At 61.1% G+C, this 16,176-nt stretch carries 17 protein-coding genes; 7 read left to right on the top strand and 10 right to left on the bottom strand.

The window, feature by feature from the left end; translation table 11 throughout:
- The first annotated feature begins 524 nt into the window (after positions 1-524).
- Positions 525-1,352, top strand: a complete 828-nt coding sequence (locus ACYQ14_RS00435; protein WP_459883693.1) for a ParA family protein — start codon at positions 525-527, stop codon at positions 1,350-1,352.
- Positions 1,345-1,749, top strand: coding sequence for a DUF7970 domain-containing protein (locus ACYQ14_RS00430; RefSeq protein WP_459883690.1), 405 nt, complete (start codon positions 1,345-1,347; stop codon positions 1,747-1,749). The genes ACYQ14_RS00435 and ACYQ14_RS00430 overlap by 8 nt, the downstream gene beginning before the upstream one ends.
- A gap of 78 nt (positions 1,750-1,827) precedes the next feature.
- Here the strand turns inward: ACYQ14_RS00430 and ACYQ14_RS00425 are convergent, their stop codons facing one another.
- A complete protein-coding gene (locus ACYQ14_RS00425) occupies positions 1,828-2,637 on the bottom strand; it encodes a DUF8054 domain-containing protein (protein ID WP_459883687.1) in 810 nt (269 codons plus the stop codon).
- 529 nt (positions 2,638-3,166) lie between these two features.
- On the opposite strand from ACYQ14_RS00425, the gene ACYQ14_RS00420 reads away from it, so the two are divergent.
- Positions 3,167-4,327: a glutathione-independent formaldehyde dehydrogenase gene (locus ACYQ14_RS00420; protein WP_459884174.1), complete on the top strand. Its 1,161-nt coding sequence runs from the start codon at positions 3,167-3,169 to the stop codon at positions 4,325-4,327.
- A gap of 80 nt (positions 4,328-4,407) precedes the next feature.
- Here the strand turns inward: ACYQ14_RS00420 and ACYQ14_RS00415 are convergent, their stop codons facing one another.
- Positions 4,408-4,611, bottom strand: a complete 204-nt coding sequence (locus tag ACYQ14_RS00415; protein ID WP_283838408.1) for a hypothetical protein — start codon at positions 4,609-4,611, stop codon at positions 4,408-4,410.
- A gap of 135 nt (positions 4,612-4,746) precedes the next feature.
- On the opposite strand from ACYQ14_RS00415, the gene ACYQ14_RS00410 reads away from it, so the two are divergent.
- Positions 4,747-4,902, top strand: coding sequence for a hypothetical protein (locus ACYQ14_RS00410; protein ID WP_459883685.1), 156 nt, complete (start codon positions 4,747-4,749; stop codon positions 4,900-4,902).
- Between the two features lie 18 nt (positions 4,903-4,920).
- On the opposite strand, the gene ACYQ14_RS00405 is transcribed toward ACYQ14_RS00410, so the two are convergent.
- The 5 genes from ACYQ14_RS00405 to ACYQ14_RS00385 form a co-directional block, all read right to left on the bottom strand.
- Positions 4,921-6,180 carry a CobW family GTP-binding protein gene (locus ACYQ14_RS00405; protein WP_459883683.1) on the bottom strand — a complete coding sequence of 420 codons (1,260 nt, stop codon included), beginning with the start codon at positions 6,178-6,180 and terminating at the stop codon, positions 4,921-4,923.
- 219 nt (positions 6,181-6,399) lie between these two features.
- On the bottom strand, positions 6,400-6,828 hold the full coding sequence (locus ACYQ14_RS00400; protein ID WP_459883680.1) for a VOC family protein: 429 nt from the start codon (positions 6,826-6,828) through the stop codon (positions 6,400-6,402).
- A gap of 2 nt (positions 6,829-6,830) precedes the next feature.
- On the bottom strand, positions 6,831-7,802 hold the full coding sequence (locus tag ACYQ14_RS00395; RefSeq protein ID WP_459883678.1) for an ABC transporter substrate-binding protein: 972 nt from the start codon (positions 7,800-7,802) through the stop codon (positions 6,831-6,833).
- On the bottom strand, positions 7,799-8,812 hold the full coding sequence (locus ACYQ14_RS00390) for an ABC transporter substrate-binding protein (RefSeq protein ID WP_459883675.1): 1,014 nt from the start codon (positions 8,810-8,812) through the stop codon (positions 7,799-7,801). Before ACYQ14_RS00390 ends, ACYQ14_RS00395 begins: the two co-directional genes overlap by 4 nt.
- A complete protein-coding gene (locus tag ACYQ14_RS00385) occupies positions 8,805-9,713 on the bottom strand; it encodes an ABC transporter substrate-binding protein (RefSeq protein ID WP_459883673.1) in 909 nt (302 codons plus the stop codon). Before ACYQ14_RS00385 ends, ACYQ14_RS00390 begins: the two co-directional genes overlap by 8 nt.
- 85 nt (positions 9,714-9,798) lie before the next feature.
- Here ACYQ14_RS00385 and ACYQ14_RS00380 point away from each other — a divergent pair, with 85 nt between their 5' ends.
- Together ACYQ14_RS00380 and ACYQ14_RS00375 are read left to right on the top strand one after the other, a co-directional pair.
- A complete protein-coding gene (locus ACYQ14_RS00380) occupies positions 9,799-10,137 on the top strand; it encodes a cupin domain-containing protein (RefSeq protein ID WP_459884172.1) in 339 nt (112 codons plus the stop codon).
- Positions 10,138-10,331: 194 nt separating this feature from the next.
- Positions 10,332-10,652, top strand: a complete 321-nt coding sequence (locus tag ACYQ14_RS00375; protein ID WP_459883670.1) for a winged-helix domain-containing protein — start codon at positions 10,332-10,334, stop codon at positions 10,650-10,652.
- Positions 10,653-11,276: 624 nt separating this feature from the next.
- Here ACYQ14_RS00375 and ACYQ14_RS00370 read toward each other — a convergent pair.
- From ACYQ14_RS00370 to ACYQ14_RS00360, 3 genes are read right to left on the bottom strand one after another with little or no spacing between them, the layout of a single operon-like run.
- Positions 11,277-12,383, bottom strand: a complete 1,107-nt coding sequence (locus ACYQ14_RS00370; protein WP_459883668.1) for a cupredoxin domain-containing protein — start codon at positions 12,381-12,383, stop codon at positions 11,277-11,279.
- Between the two features lie 33 nt (positions 12,384-12,416).
- Positions 12,417-14,120: a pyrroloquinoline quinone-dependent dehydrogenase gene (locus ACYQ14_RS00365; protein ID WP_459883666.1), complete on the bottom strand. Its 1,704-nt coding sequence runs from the start codon at positions 14,118-14,120 to the stop codon at positions 12,417-12,419.
- 5 nt (positions 14,121-14,125) lie between these two features.
- The gene (locus tag ACYQ14_RS00360) at positions 14,126-15,037 is read right to left on the bottom strand and encodes a hypothetical protein (RefSeq protein ID WP_459883664.1); all 912 of its coding nucleotides are present in this window, start codon (positions 15,035-15,037) and stop codon (positions 14,126-14,128) included.
- Between the two features lie 501 nt (positions 15,038-15,538).
- On the opposite strand from ACYQ14_RS00360, the gene ACYQ14_RS00355 reads away from it, so the two are divergent.
- Positions 15,539-15,958 (top strand): GlcG/HbpS family heme-binding protein, encoded by a 420-nt coding sequence (locus ACYQ14_RS00355; RefSeq protein WP_459883661.1) that lies wholly within the window; start codon positions 15,539-15,541, stop codon positions 15,956-15,958.
- Positions 15,959-16,176 lie beyond the last annotated feature (218 nt).

Raw genomic sequence — 16,176 nt, 5'->3', positions numbered from 1 at the left:
ATACTGTTTAGACTGTTTCCGATAGTGTTAAGTCATCTCACTGTGACGATTTCGCTGTCATTCGACGTCTCCACCGGATTCGTTCGCGCTGACGTTCGAGAAACGTTCCACAATGTTCACACTGTGTAAACATCGCCGACGGTCGAAGGCACGTACGCCCGCCGCTCAGGCTATTCTCTGGGTTGTGCTCGCGTTCAGTTTCTCGTCTCGAATAAATGGACTGTCTACAATGTCCACACGGTGTATGCGCTTTGAACTGTTCGAATCGCTCGAGCGGTGCATACTGCCGTCGACTACAGCCGGGGACAGACGATTCGTGCGCCGTCGGAATCCCTCGAGTAGCCTCGGAGTTTTTCGCGATTCGAGAACGGATCACTTCTTTCCCCTTCTAAACTGCCCTCACATTCTACACAGTGTGAACATTGCAGACTTCTCGAGATGTGTGCGCGATTTAAATTGTCCACACAGTGCGAGCTGTTCGAACGGTTCCGACGGTGGAGACGGCGAACGAGGTGTTCAACGACATGAGTAATTCACGTGCCGTAAGCGTCGCGCTTCAGAAAGGCGGCGTCGGCAAGACGACGGTCGCGATTAATCTCGCGGAACGACTCGCTAACCGATCGAACGATGTCCTATTGGTCGACCTCGATCAGCAAGGGAACGCGACGGAAGGCGTCGGACTCGCCGATGCCTATCAAAACGATGTCCACATCGGACACGTGCTTGAGGATAGCTCCGACACGACGCTCGGGGACGTCATTCGGGAGGCGAATTCGTTTGACGTACTTCCCGCAAACGAGGACTTAGATAGCGTCGAAAACAGCATTCGAAGCGCCACGTTCGGGGAACTTTGGATCAGAAACGAGATCATCGATCCGGTCCTCGAGGACACGTACGATTACGTCGTCGTCGACTCGCCGCCGAATCTCGGTCCCCTCGCAGATGCGTCGCTCATTTCCACGCAGAACGTCATCGTTCCGCTTCGGATGAGCGAACCCAGCGTCAGCGGGTTCGAGCGGATGTACACCCAACAGATCACCCCAATCAGAAAGGAGATCGATCTCGATATCATGGCGATCGTTCCGAACGCGCTCTCGGGAGACAACGAAGAAAAGCGTATCATCGGCAACTTGGAGGAGTCCGAATTCGGCGAGTACCTGCCGGAATTCGCCCGAACCGATCACTTCGACGATCCGGATTCACCGGGGCCCGGCCTTCGCGAACGAATCGCGTTCCGTCGCGCGTGGCGTGAGGGTGAGCCACTCGCGGAGTACGACCCGGAGAGTGACATGCTCGAGCGATTGGATGCGCTCGCCGGCGTCGTCGAACGGGGAGGTGTTGTCGATGCCTGAGGATAATCGCTTCGCCGGATTGGGCGACGCTGTCGAGGATGAAACGCCGGAGACCGAATCGGCGGGCGACCGGGAGTCGACCGATTCGGGTGCCGACGACGGTGGGGTCGAACTCGAGCACGAGGAAGACGAAATGGACGAGGAACCGGAACCGGAACCGGATCCGACCGCGTTTCCGTTCGACGATACGACGAAGAAGACCGTCTACGTCAGACCGGAGACGGTAGACGACCTCGAGGACGCACAAGCGCTGGTCGACGCACAGTTGCGAACCGAACACGACGTGCGTAACTTGACGGGTCGAGAGTTCTACGACGCGGCGTTCCGACTCGCGGCCGCCGATACGGACGGGCTCATCGACGAAATCCTCTCGGAGCGCGAACGAGACGAGAACTGATTATTCGGCCATACCCGTTGTGAGCTTCCTGTCTGGCTCCTCTATTTTGCGCCCGCTCTGTCTATAAATAGTATCTCGCTATAGGTTCTCGGTTAGTTCCGACTTCGAATCGGAAACGACGCGTTCCACGATGGGTGCTCTACACTCGCTACAGACGGCCGTCACGACGGTTGTAGGCCGTTGGCAACAGTGCTCGTCGCGCTCGACGGTTCGCTCGACGGCTCCGCCACACGTCGGACAGCGCTCGAGGAGCAGCCGAACGCGTTCGAGCAGGTCACGCCGGTCCCCGGCCTCGAGCGTCTTCCAGTCGGTTACCAGTTCGCTAATACAGTCGGCAGCGGCGACGTCAGCCGCGAGTGCAGGCACGGAGGGCCACCGGAGGCGGCGTGAGCCGTCGACCGTGACGGCGAGGTCGTCCAGTCTTCGAACGTCTCCGTCGACCATCGCGGCGATTTCCCCGTCGGACGGCGGCGAGCGCCGGTAGCGTCTGGCCTCCAAATACAGCTGTTCCCGGACGTCGGCACGGAGGCGAAGACCTTCCGCGCCTTGATTTTCAAGGAGCCCGGCGGCAGCCAGCGTGTCCCAGTCGATTTCAGCAGTCCCGATAGATCGATCGGTTGAACGCTTCCCGAACAAGGAGAGAACTGGGGCTGGAAGGTATTCCCTGGTGAGCGTCGGCGTTCCGGGGACGAGATAGCCGCGGAGCACGATTACGGTAACGAACGCCGTGAACGCGACGACACCGGCCGCTATCGTGGCAATTGATCCGATCGCGGTTGCGAGGAGGGCCGCGATCAGGAGGTTTACGACCGTACACGGGAGACATCGATTCTCGCCCGTGTGTCGGGGGTTTCGAACGCTCGAGATCGCCTCGAGAGGGAGACGCATACGTGACCGATGTTCTCTAGCACGGTATGGAGTATAAACCCGAAACCCGCTGGTTCCGGCCGGCCGGTTTCGGTGATGATTCCCGATGGGATCGTAACCGTCGGGCGGTACGCGACCAGCGGCGTTCGACGGGAGTAAGAAAGCGGTTCACGAGTCGGTAGAGGATCACGCCGAACGGGCCCCGTAGCGGGCTCGAGGGGCCGTATCCAGGTTCGGTCACCGCCGAGGTGTACATCGCGTCCCTCGCGGCCTGTCGGCGGGTAGCCGCCCGGCACGAGGTCGATTTGGGACGATCTACCGGGTGTTGTGGCGGCTCTCGTCGGATCGACTATAGGACGATCGCCACTTGCCGTGGCCGTTCGAAGGGACCCGAGTTGATTGTGCACTCTCTCAGTATCGTCCTCGAGACGACTCTCCTATCGTCTGTAATAATTACTGGTTGATTTTTCATAACTGCCACACCTGTAATCACAACAATGTTTACAAACACGAGGGTGGTCAGTTCCTTGAGGCTTGATACCAAATGTCAATGAACGCTGTCGTCTATCAGGAACCGCACGAGGTCGCCGTCGAAGAAGTCGACGAGCCCGAAATCGAACACGGAAACGATGTCATCGTCGACATCACGACGACGTGTATCTGCGGGTCGGACCTCCACATGTACGAGGGTCGAACCGGTGCCGAACCGGGGATCGTCTTCGGCCACGAGAACATGGGGCTCGTAACCGAAGTCGGCGACGCCGTCACGACTCTCGAGGTGGGCGATCGGGTCGTGATGCCGTTCAACGTCGCCTGCGGGTTCTGTCGGAACTGTGAGAACGGCTATACCGGCTTCTGTACGAACGTCAACCCCGGCTTCGCGGGGGGTGCGTACGGATACGTCGCGATGGGGCCGTACAAGGGCGGGCAAGCCGAAAAGCTTCGAGTACCGTTCGCCGACTTTAACGCGTTAAAATTATCGGAGGGCGACGAACACGAGGACGCGTTCGCGCTCCTCGCTGACATCTTCCCGACGGGGTGGCACGGTACCGAACTCGCGAACCTCCAGCCCGGCGAATCGATCGCCATCTTCGGGGCCGGCCCAGTGGGGCTGATGGCCGCCTACAGTGCCAAGATCAAGGGCGCTGCCGAGATCTACGTCGTCGACCGCGTGGAGAGTCGCCTCGAGATGGCCGAAGACCACTGCGACGCTCAGGGGATCAACTTCGAGGAAGACGATCCCGTCGACCAGATCGTCGACGCACACGGCGACGAGGTCGACAAGGGTGTCGACGCAGTCGGCTACCAGGCGATCGATCCCGAGACGGATCCAGGCGACGACGCCTACGATCCGGCTCGAGAGAACCCCGCGATCGTGCTCAACCAGCTCATCCAGACCGTGCGCCCAACCGGCGAAATCGGCGTTCCCGGGCTGTACGTCCCGTCGGACCCCGGCGCACCCGACGAAATGGCTGCTCAGGGCCGACTCGGCATCGACTTCGGGAAGCTCTTCGAGAAGGGCCACAAGTTCGGTACCGGCCAGTGTAACGTCAAGGAGTACAACCGCCAGCTCCGGGACATGATCATCGAGGGTCGCGCCGATCCCAGCTGGGTCGTCTCCCACCGAGTCGACCTGGATCGCGCACCGGAGATGTACGAACGATTCGACGACCGAGAGGAAGGCGTCATCAAGGTTCTGCTCGAGCCGTAACCGGCTCGTTGACGGTCTCTAAACGTCGTTCCCGAACCAACCGGCTCGAGGCGAAACGCGGCTGACTAACGCCTCCATCCTTAGCTACGCATCCACACCATCGGATGGTTCTCACGAAGGTGGTTCTGGTACCGCTTGATCAGTGTCGGGTACGATTCCGCGACCGCGTCCCACTCACAGTGGTCGCACTCCCGTTCGACCGTGTCGTCTCCGCTGTGGACGTACCCGCCCGTTCGATCCATGCTCGTCGTCGAGCGCTCGTACGGCATGACTCTTTCGTCCATCCGACGACCTTTGTTCGGCCAACGATCACTGACGTTCGTTCCATCGTACCGTCTCCGTAGTGCTTGTGCCCTGTTCGACGGGCCGTCCACGCCGGCGGAGAAAACCGTATGTCGATGACAACCGTATCCGAACGTATGTGCAAGTACTGTAGCTACTCCTACCACGATGGCTGGACGCAGCTACTCGAGTACGACGACGTGTACCAAGACGGACGCTACGGTCAGGTCGAATCCGAGTCGACTCACGGCTTTCACGAATCTTGGGCGGAACTCAGCGAGGAACTCGAGTAGCTGTCCGAACACACTTTCTCACTCGAGCGGGAACGGATCAGGAACGATATCCGCGTTCGATTCCGCCGTGTCTGGCGCATCCGACTCCGCCCCGTCCGCCGCATCGAATTTCGCCGCGTCCTCGAGCAAGCAGTCCTCGAGTTCCTCGCGGATCCGTGCCTCGTTCATCTCCCGACCGATGAACACCAGTTGCGTTCGGCGTTCGTCGTCGGGTCGCCAGTTGCCGAGCGGACCCGCCTGGACGGACGGACCCGCCTGACTCACGCCGATGACCTCCTCGTACCCGGCGACGAAACAGACGCCCTTGGCGCGAACGATTGCGCCGTCCCATTCCTCGAGCCACGCTGCCAGCCGTTCCGGGTGAAACGGGCGATCGGATCGGAAGACGAACGTCGAGATCCCGTGTCTTTCGGCGGCGCTCGGGGTCACGTGGTCGTGTTGGTGGTCGTCGTCCTGCTGGTGTCCGTGCTCCTCATGGTCGTGGCTGTGTGAACGCTCGTGATCGGATTGGCTGTCGTGATCGGGGTCGCGGCCCGCTTTGCGAAGGTGGCGCTTCCACCCCTGCGATCGCTTTGCCTCCTCGAAGTCGAACCGATCAGTCTCGAGCACAAGCTCCGGGTCGATATCGCAGTAGGTCGTCCGCACCCGCTCGGCTCGCGGCTGTAGTTCCTCGACGACCGCCTCGAGTTCCTCGAGCGTGTCGTCGGGCAACATATCGGCCTTGTTGAGCAACAGGACGTCGCAGAACTCGATCCCCTCGACGAACACCTCACTCAGCGGGCGCTCTCGCGTCGACGCGGCTTCCTCCGAGAGCCGATCCTCGGCGTCGAACTCCTTCCAGAAGCCGTAGGTGTCGAGCACCGTCACCATCGTGTCGAGCTTGAACGGGTCGGGTTGAGCGCTCAAGTTGGACGGATCGCTCGAGTCGGTATTACCTCCCTCGGCGAACACTCGAGCGACCGGAATCGGCTCGCTGATCCCCGAGGACTCGATCACCAGGGCGTCGATCTCACGATTCTCGGCCAGGCGCGTCGCTTCGTCGCGGAGGTCGCCTTGCAACCGACAGCAGATACAGCCGTTCGTGAGTTCGATAATCCCGTCGTCCTCGTTAGCTCGAGCGATTAGCTCCGCGTCGACGTTCACCTCTCCGACATCGTTGACGATCACCGCAATTTGTCGTCCCCCCGGATTCGACAACATGCGATTGACCAGCGTCGTTTTTCCGGCACCGAGGTAGCCACTGACGACCGTTACGGGAATTGTCTCGGTACGGTTCATGTGGTACTTCATACCACGAGGCGTGCAGTACTAAATGACCGGCCGCCTTTCGTCGACAGTCTCGAACGGAGACAGGTTCCAACGCCGATTCTCGGTCGCCCCGTCGGTCCTGTCGTTAGTTATTCTGTCCTCAGCCGTTCCTGCCGTCAACTGTTCTTGCCGTCAGCAGTCCCTGTCGCCAACCGTTCTCGCTGCCGTCCGTTACGAGCTTTCGAGCAGTCACTCGACATCGTCGTGGGTCAGCAGGGCGCGCTCGCGCTCGCCGGCGGGCGGGTCGTACGTGATGATCTCGAGGAGATTGCCGTCCGGATCGAGGAAGTAGAACCCCTCGAAGTCGTCCCAGTCGTACGGTCCCTGGTTGGGAAACTGACCGTCGAGGACGTCGACGAGGTCGTCGTAGTCCGCCCGCGGGGTCTCGAACGCGAGGTGGGCCTTATCTAGCGGATGCTCGAGGTCCTTCGGCTCCCAGCCGTCGGCCCGTCCCGTCTCCACGAGTGTTACCACCGTCTCGCCCGCCTCGAACATCGCGTGCTCGCCCTGAAAATCGGATGGCGGGCGCTTTACCGCGAGTCCGAGTTCGTCGCGGTAGAAAGCATAACACGCCTCGAGGTCGTCGACGTCGACGTTGATGTGATCGACCGCGCGCACGATTAGGCGTCACCCGAGATTCGGTCGGCGTACTCGGTAAGCACCGTCGCGTCCGAGTCAAGGTACTCGTTCGTCCACGCGTCGTCCGGCTCCACCGGCCCCTCGAGCAGGTCGGTCTCCGCCAGGGCGGCTTCGAGTCGATGCCATCGCTCGGGATCGTGGGTTCCCCAGCCGGTCGTTCGAAGCTGATCGGTCAACTGGAGCGATCGCGACGCGGTTTCAAACTTCTCGCGTTCGATCTCCCGACGCCGCTCGAGGGTGGCGTTTCGCGACACTAGCGCGTCGATCGCCGCCGCCGGATCGGTCGTCGCCGCGGCCCATCCGCGTGCAGTAGCGCGCAGGAACGCGCGTATCGTTTCGGGCTCGTCCGCCGCGAACGGCGGACTCGTGACGAGCGTCATGCCGTAGACCGGTAGCCAGTCTCCGATGAGGAGTTCGTCGGCGGTGCGGTCGTGCTCGCGCTCGAGTTCGAGCCCGTTGGTGACGACGCCGACGGCGGCATCTATCTCCCCCTTGAGCAGCCGGTGTTCCACGCGGTGGTGGGTCCGCGGATCGACGTCGGGGAGATCGACCTCGTCGCGGATCCCCGCGTCCTCGAGCAGTTGGGCCGCGAGGATGCGCGTCTTCGTCGCCGACGGCGCGACGGTGCGTCCGGCGAGTTGCTCGGGGCGCTCGAGGGGTTCGCCGAAAACGTCCCGAAGGGTGTAAACCGCCGCCGGGGTCTTTCCCGTGACCGCCGCGACGGCCAGCGGCTCGAACCCCTGGCTCCGCACCGAGAGCACGGCGCTGGCCCCGGCGAGTCCGACAGTGGTCTCGTTGCGGGCGGCCTGCTCGGCCGCGTAGGGGGAGCCGTGGCCCTCGACGAACGCCACCTCGAGCCCTTCGGCCTCGTAGAACCCTCGCTCGCGCGCGAGGAAGTACGGAGCCTGAAATCCGTTGGGTTCCCAGTTGAGTTGGAACGTGATCGACGTCATATGAGATCCTCCTGAAGATCTACCTGAAACGTCCCCTCGGGGATGTGATCGACGCCGAGTGCGTCCGCCCCCGCAACCTCGAGGAGGTGGCCGAACAGCCGTTCCATTCCGTCGACCGTCTCCTCGTTCCAGTCGGCGACGACCATGTCCCGCCAGCCGTCGCGAATCGCGCGTCCGACGGCGGGATCGTCCTCGTACATCAGCCGTTCGCGGATCTCGACCCAGAGGTCGTCGTCGGTTTGCAACCGCTCGACGGCCTCACGATAGGCACCCGTAAACGCGCGAATCGCCTCCCTCTCCTCCGAGAAGAACTCCTCGCTCGTCAGGAACGTCGATATCGGGAGTTTGTTTTCCGTCCCCGACAGCTTCTGGACGAGCCGCGACATCGGGAGGACCTCGCGGTAGTCCTCGCTCCGGGTGATCTCGGGGACGATCTGCCAGAACTGGCAGATCGCGTCGACCTCGCCGTCGGCGAGCATCCGAGTGAGTTCGACCTTCGAGCCCGACTCCACGGGTGTCGCCTCCTCGTCGGGATCGAAGTCGTGGTACTCCCGGCACGCGGCGCGGACGAGGATCCAGTTTTTGTCGAGTCGACGCACCACGCCGATTCGTCGATCTCGGATGTCCTCGAGCCCCTTGATCGACGAATCCGTCGGCGCGACGAGCCCGCCGACAGTCCGGCCGTAAGGATGGAAGGCGACGATGGACGCGCCCTCGGCGCGCTCGCGGGCGGTCGAAATGTAATCGATGTCGATGAGGTCCGCCTCACCCTCCTGTAGTTTCGCCTCGACGGTTTCGACGCCGCCCTCGAGTTCGTCGGAGACGAGCCTGACGTCGAGGTGGAACCCGTGATCGTGATCGAGCTCGAGGCGTTTGATCGCGTAGAGCAGGTACCGAGGGCTCCCGTTGTGTTCGAATCGTGCTCGCAGGATCGGTCGATCGCCCGGGTCGTCATGGTGGGCGTCGAACTCGGCCTGTTGGCCCTCGACATCTATCGTTCCGTCAGGCATCGGTTTCCCCCACTGGGCCGACAATGGCGTCGATCTCCGCCGCCTCGTCGATTAGGTCTCGGTCTTTCATCCACTCGAGGTGGGCCGTGAGTTCGTCGCGATCGGCGAGCTCCGGCGGGTCGTATCGAGGGACCGACACGCTTCGCTCGAGTTCTTTCACGTCGATGTCCTCGAACAGGTCGGGCGCGACGCGGCGGTCCTTCTCGAGCATCTCGAGGTACTCCTCGCGGAAGGCCTCTGGTTCGGCGTTGATCGCCCGCGCGGCGCGGCCGTAGGCGACGACGAAGGATTCGAGCGTCTCGCGGCCGACGGCGTCGGAAGCGACGATTCCCACGTGGTTCTCGAACTCGAGGAGTCGCTCGAAACCGAGGTGAGTGGCGAGGGTACTCTGGGGTTCGATGAGCGTCACGGCGTCGACGTCTCCCTCGCGCAATGCGCGGAGTCGATCGGTGGGCATTCCGCGGTGGACGAGCGTAATTTCGTCGGGATCGACGTGCTCCTCGAGCGCCCTCATCGCAGTGTACTCCTGGCCGGTCCGGCGGTTGACGGCCACCTCGGCGTTCGCGAGATCCGCGGGCGACTCGATTCCCGCGTCCGGTCGCACGAACACCGTGTACGGCTGGTCGGCGAACGTCCCCTTCGCAACGACGCGGCCGTCGTCCATGCGCCACGTCCGTCGGAGGCTCTCCCACTTGCACACCGGGTAGATGTCGACATCGTGGTCGCCGGTCAGCGTTTCGTCCGCGGGGATGTACTTGACGTCGACGGTGCGCCGATCGCGTTCGACTAGCTCGACTGTCAGCCCTTCCGCTTCGTAGTACCCCCGCTCGCTCGCCACCTTCTGTGGCAACGCGAACGAGAACGGGAGGTGGAACAGTCGTAGTGTGTCACCACGAGCCATGGGAACTGCCTTCCACGAAGCATGGTATAAACGTATCACCGGAATGTTTATGCGTGGCTTCGTGGGCAGTGTATCGCGAGTGACCATGGAGAATGTCAACAGTGCGCAGGTCGAGTTCGAGGAGCATGCCGACGGAGTCTACCTCGCCGACCTCGCCACCGGCAAACGGGCGTGCATGAAATACTGGCGGATCGAACCCGGGGCGACGCTGCCGGTCCACCGTCACGACAACGAACAGATTGGGTACGTCCTCAGCGGCTCGCTGATCGCTCTGATCGACGGGGAGGAGGTTCCGCTCTCGACAGGTGATTGTTATCGATTCCAAAGCGGGGAACCCCACGGTACCGAGAACAGGGAGGAGGAGCCAGCCGTCGGTATCGGCGTTCTCGCCCCGCCTCGAGAGCGTCCTGATTGGGGGCATTGATGCGGACGAACGACAACTCCTTGTGCCGTAACGTTCGACTGCAACTAATCGCTTAATTTACTCTTTCGTTTGCAATCGGGCGACGATGCCTATACGGTGGATAGTTAAAGAGATGAACGGATCCCTGTTACTGTCCAACCACTCCGGTTTGCACGAACCAAACGGTTATGTGAAACCACTACGTCAGTAGGAATATGAGTCAAGGACGTGACGACGCGGGCCGATTTGAGGAATCCGTTTCCGAGCAGGACATCCTCAAAGTGTTCGACTACGAGGATGACCCGGTTCTCACAGCGCCGGAAGTCGCTGACGGTCTCCGGCGGTTTGGAAAGCAAATCACTCCCGAGGGAGTCCGAAATCGGCTGGGGGAAATGGATGAGAACGGACTCGTGAGCCGAAAAAAACTCGGTGCGAGAGCTGTAGGATGGTGGGCAGAGGTCGCCCCTGAACTGGATTCATCCACTTCCGAAACTGTTGACTCGAGAAAGGACTCTGACAACTGGGAGGAATTGTAGCGATATATGCCGACGGTGTTGTTGCACCCTGATGTGCACAAGGAGTTGCAATCTCTTCCAAACGACATCGAAGATCGAATACGATCAAAGTTGACTGAGGCGGGAGAGAATCCCGACCGCCATCTCAAGCCCCTCAAAGGATGTGATGAGTATTCACTCCGTATCGGGAAACGACGGGCAATTATCGACTGGGTCCAAGGCCAGAACGAGCTTCGGGTACTGGAGATTGACACTCGAGATACAGTGTATCAGTAGCTCCTCGCTGATCACGTATAACGATTCGACAAAATCAGAGATGTCTTCGGGCGATAACTCGGTACCGATGGCTATTTGGCGAATGGTGAGTTCACAGAACCGTCGCAATTGAAAGTAAGCTGGCGAAATTCTCGAGGACAACAAGCAAATCGAGAGGCGTTTCGAGTGCCGACGATCCGCGAATACAAACAGAACGGATCACACCACTGGAGAGTGAAACCCGGCCGAATGGCATTCAGAACTCGATTCCCGACGTCCAACGGCCATCTCGGCACTCTAACGACTTCGGCACCTCAATGGTCGACTCTCGCGAAAGCGGAGCAATTGCACACGCTACGATGGGATCAGGACGCGTCGACGAGTCGTCGACTACTCGACGACGACGTCGCCGACCGCGTCGTGTTGTGACTGGTCGAGGTAGACCTCCATCTCCTCTTCGGCGACGAACTCGACGGTCTGATTTTCTCCCGCTTCGTCGATAAACTCCGAGCGAACGTAGGTGTTCCACTCGTTCGTGTCTCCGCCGGAGGCGACGACGAAGTTGTGGCCGGGAAGGGGTTCTCCCCACTCTTCGTCCTCGAGCCGACCGATTCCGTTCTCCCATTCGACGGCGTACGTTTCGCCCGCCTCGAACTCGAGCGTGGGATTAGTTTCGTCTGCGATCTCGTCGGGTGCCTCGCCGACCCATTCGCCTTCCTGAAGCGTGAGCGAGTAGGTTTCGACCGGATCGCCGGTCTCGATCGCGGGCAATTCGATCGAAACGTCCTCGTCACCGCCGTCGATCGTCACCTCCTCTGTGACCCGTTCGTGACCGTACGTCCACACCTCGAGTTCGTAGTCGCCGTCCTCGAGCATGTCGAAACGGGCTCTGGCCGGCTCGAAGTCCGCGTCCGGATCCGGCCGCGCCGCGATGTCGGAGAACGAGTGCATGTCCTCGAGGAAGACCTCGGCCTCGAGCGGGTCGCCGTCACTGTCTTCGACGTGGACGTGCAGTTCGTGGACCTCGTCGGGATCGACCACTTCGATCGGGCCGCGCATCTGGACGGGATGTGGTTCGCAGTAGTATTCCGCCATCTCCGATTCTGCGGTGAACGTAAGTTCCTCGAATTCGCCCTGTTCATCGAGCATTGACGTCGCTTCCAGCGCGTCGCCCTCGTCGTCGGCGAGGACGAAGTTGTGGTGGGAGCCGTCGCCGTTTACCCAGATGACTTCGTGTTCTTCGCCCTCCAGTAACCGGAGCGTCGGGCCCGACTGGCCGTCGATCTCCGCGGGAGCGACGCCGATCCAGCCGCTGACGATTCCGAGTAACGTGAACGTTCTCCCGTCGACATCGTTTTGTACGGCCGGGAGTGGCTCGTTTAGATGCTCTCGATATGCCCCGGCGGTTCCCGTGATCGCCGCCGTTCCTGCGGCCGCTGCCGTTCCTTTCAGTACTCCTCGCCGCGTCAGTTGGTCGTGTGAGTTATCGTTCGTCATTGGTTGTGTAATTTCTCGTCAATTCGGTTGTTCTCACTCATCCATCGAGAACACGGCGAGCGTATCGCCGCGTTCTCCCTGACGGAGCCAGCCGCTACCCCCGACCTGAACGGCGACGTACTGTGCCCCCTCGTCGGGATCGTACCAGCTCATCGGCGAGGCGCTGATCGGAACGTCGAACTCGTACTCCCAGAGCCGGTCGCCGGACTCGCCGTCGTAGGCGACGAACGTTCCGTTCTGGGTGCCGTTGAAGACGAGTCCGGTCGATGTCGCCATCGAACCGCCCCACATGTACTGTTCGCTCTCGATCCAATCGCGCCAGACGACTTCTCCAGTCGTCGGGTCGACCGCGACGAAGGCGGTGATGGACTCGTTCCACTCGTCGGGGTTCTCATCGGCCGGATCGTCGAGACCGCCGCCCCAGTAGGGGTCGCCCTCCGTATACTCCTCGAACCGCCAGTACAGATCCTGCGGGAAGTTCTGGTGGACGAAGTACGCGAGTTCGGTCTCCGGGCTGTAGGACGGCGGCTGCCAGTCGTTCCCGCCGGGTGCCCCCGGAACGAACGGAACCCGCTCGTCTTCGCTGATGTGCGGAATCATCTCCCACATATTGATGTGCTGGCTACATTCCTCGCTGCGTTCGTAGAGGTGCCCGTCGTCGGCGTCCAAGATGTAGACCCAGCCGGTCTTCCCGGAGCCGAGGACGACGTCGGTTTCCTCTCCGTCTACCTCAAGGTCGTTTACCAGCACGCGGGGGGCCGCCGAGTCGTAGTCCCAGACGTCGTGTGGACTCTCCTGGTATCCCCACTCGATCTCGCCGGACTCGAGATCCATCGATAGCGTTCCGCAGGTGGGAAAGTTCGGGCCCGGTCGAACCGTCCCGTCGAAGTCGGGCCCGGGATTACCGATCGGTGAGTACAGTACCCCTCGTTCCTCGTCGATCGTCGGCGTCATCCAGCTCGTTCCACAGCCGTGTTCTCGACTGGCTCCGATCCACTCGTCGTCGGGGAGCGTGTCCGACTGCCAGACGGACTCTCCGCTCTCGGTGTCCAGTGCGGCAAGGAATCCGAGAACGCCGTATTCGCCGCCGGCGCTGCCGGTGTAGACCGTCTCGTCGTATACGACCGGTGCCCACGTTGCGGAGTAGCCGACTTCGTGATCGGCCGTCTGGGTGTACCACTCCTCCTCGCCGGTGTACCGGTCCAGCGCGACGACGCCCGAGTCGAGCGTCGTCATGTACACCTTGTCGCCGTAAACCGCGGCTCCTCGATTGTTGTCGTCACAACACAGCAGGACGTCGATCGGCGGCGCATAGGTGTAACTCCAGAGGACCTCGCCCTCCCTGGCGTCGATTGCCTTGATGTGGTTCGGCCCGTTCGTCTGGTACATCACCGGCGGATCGCCGGGAATCACGATCGGCGTTCCCTCCATGCTCGAGCCCGTTCCGACCTGCATCTCGTACTCGAGCTCGAGGTCGTCGACGTTGTCCGGCGTGATGACGTCGGCGGTCGTGTTTCGCTGTTGTTTGTACCCGCCGCCGTACATCAACCACGCTTCAGGGTTCTCAGCGGACTCGCTGAGCATCTCCTGGGTTATGTCCTCCTCGGGGATGCGGTCGGCGTCGTGGTCCTCGGTGACCGATTCGTCCGGTCCGCCGACCAGTGTATACCCGTCGTCGATCTCTTTCAATTCGATATCTTGTGCGGCCTGAACGGCCCTGTCGTTGCGTAGTGCCATTGGTATCACCGAAGTTTGCTTGCGGCGCGGACGTCGTCCGTGATGTAGAAGACGTCTCTCATCAGCTCTTCCTGGCTGACGATCTGGATCGCGGCTCCCGCAGTGAGTGCCGCGGGTAACTGTCCGTCGGAAAGTTCCCTCTCGTCGTCGGGCGCGGCGATGTCACACGCGGCGGTCGCCGTGACGTACAGTCCGCCGAGCATCGCAGCAGTATGCCAGTTTGCGTCGTCGAGGATGCTGTCGGTGACTATCACCCTGTTCTGCCACAGGTGACGATCCAATCCGCGGATCCACAGGAGCGCTCCGCCCGAAGTGCGTTGGTGCAACGGCGGGACGTTCTCCGTGTCGAACTCGACGTCCTTCGGGATTTGATTCGACGGTACCCATCGAGCGAGTCGCTCGTTGGTGTTGACGATCGAAGCAAGGAGAACGGTTTTCTCCTCCTCGTCGAACCCGAGTTCGTCGAGCCCCGTCGAAAGCGACGTCGAGAGGAGTAACTCTCGAGCCGTATACTCCACGTGCTCGGGCGTGAACTTCGGCAGGAATTTTTCGATGCCCTCGAAAAATCCGGTTTCGACGAGGTGATCGTAGAGTCGCCACCCGGGTTGTGCGACCGCCTCGTACAGGCCCTCGGGTTCGTCCGGAACGCCCGCCGCACGCACTTCGGGGAGGCGAGCGATTTCGTCCTCGAGAGCGTTTCGCTCCCGCTGGAGCAACTCGCCGTCGAGGCTGTCCGAAAACGCGTCTCTGATTTCCCGACCTCTCGAGACGAACTCCGGATCGGTCTTTGTGTTGAGTGTCGTCGCGAGACCGTCCCACGTCACCGGCGTCTCGGCCGTCTCTTCGACGCCGAGGTTGCGCGCCAGATCACGTCGGTCCGCTGTCGACATTTCCGGTCTCATGCTTGTCTGTGACATGTTATCACTCCAAGGCCAACCTTCCAGCAATCAGCTGATAAACATTTTCGAAGTATTCGTGTACTACAGGACAGGCTAGGTGTTCGATACCTGCCATCACTGTCGAGGTCTTGCCGGCCTGTCGACCGATCGGTCCCACGCCGTTCGTCGTTCGACGCCGGAACTCGTTACTGATGCTCGAGAATTGATTTTAGCCGAGATCCCGATGCTGGGGGGATAGAACTGCTCGTCCGTTGCGCGTACGGTCGAAAACGGCAACATAACCCGGTCTCCGCTTCGCACGGTTCGCTCGAGGCGATGCCTACTATCTGTAACACGACCATTCGTATGATATGTCTGACAGATATTCACTTCTCTGTTGACACTCGGTCGTGTCCGAGCGATTCCGGTCGTCTCGAGGGTCGGTTGGTCTCGAGGCCGGTCAAGTTAGCCTGGCGATACTATCTGTGACGACTACCACGGGGCTGTTTTATGGTCCTCTACGGTGTGGGGAGAATTCGCATGGTGGACACAATTAGTCTCGAGACGGCGAAGGAAGTCATCGACGCGGCCGAACAGCGCGCAGAAGAGATCGACAACCCGATGGTGATAACCGTCGCGAACTCTGAAGGAAACCTCATCGCTCAGCACCGGATGGACGATGCGTGGCTCGCTTCGGTCGACATCTCGCGAAACAAGGCCTTCACCGCGGCGTCGCTGGATATGCCCACACACGAGTTAGCCGAACCGTCCGAGCCGGGTGAATCGCTGTACGGCCTTCAGAACACTAACCAGGGCCGGATCGTCATCTTCGGTGGCGGCTACCCGCTGATGCGAGACGGCGAAATCGTCGGCACGATCGGCGTCAGCGGCGGTGCCGTCGAACAGGACATGGACGTCGCGGAGGTCGGCGTCAACAAGTTCGACGAACTCTCCTCCTAACGACCGAGCGCAGACTACGGCCGACCCCTGCAGACCCGTGCCGAGCAGACCCGTGCCGACTACCGCAGACCACCCCACCGCTTGGATGGGATCGGCACGGAGGGCCATCGTAGTCGAACGTAGTGCACTCGTACGATTCGATACGGAAGTTCCCACACAGCCACAGTTCTATTACTACCTGTGACTGTCGCGCTAGCTTGGTCGGATTTCCGTGTTCG

The organism is Halostagnicola bangensis (assembly GCF_054653435.1).
Note: the sequence above shows the minus strand (reverse complement) of the source record. Positions and strands in the feature narration are given on the sequence as shown.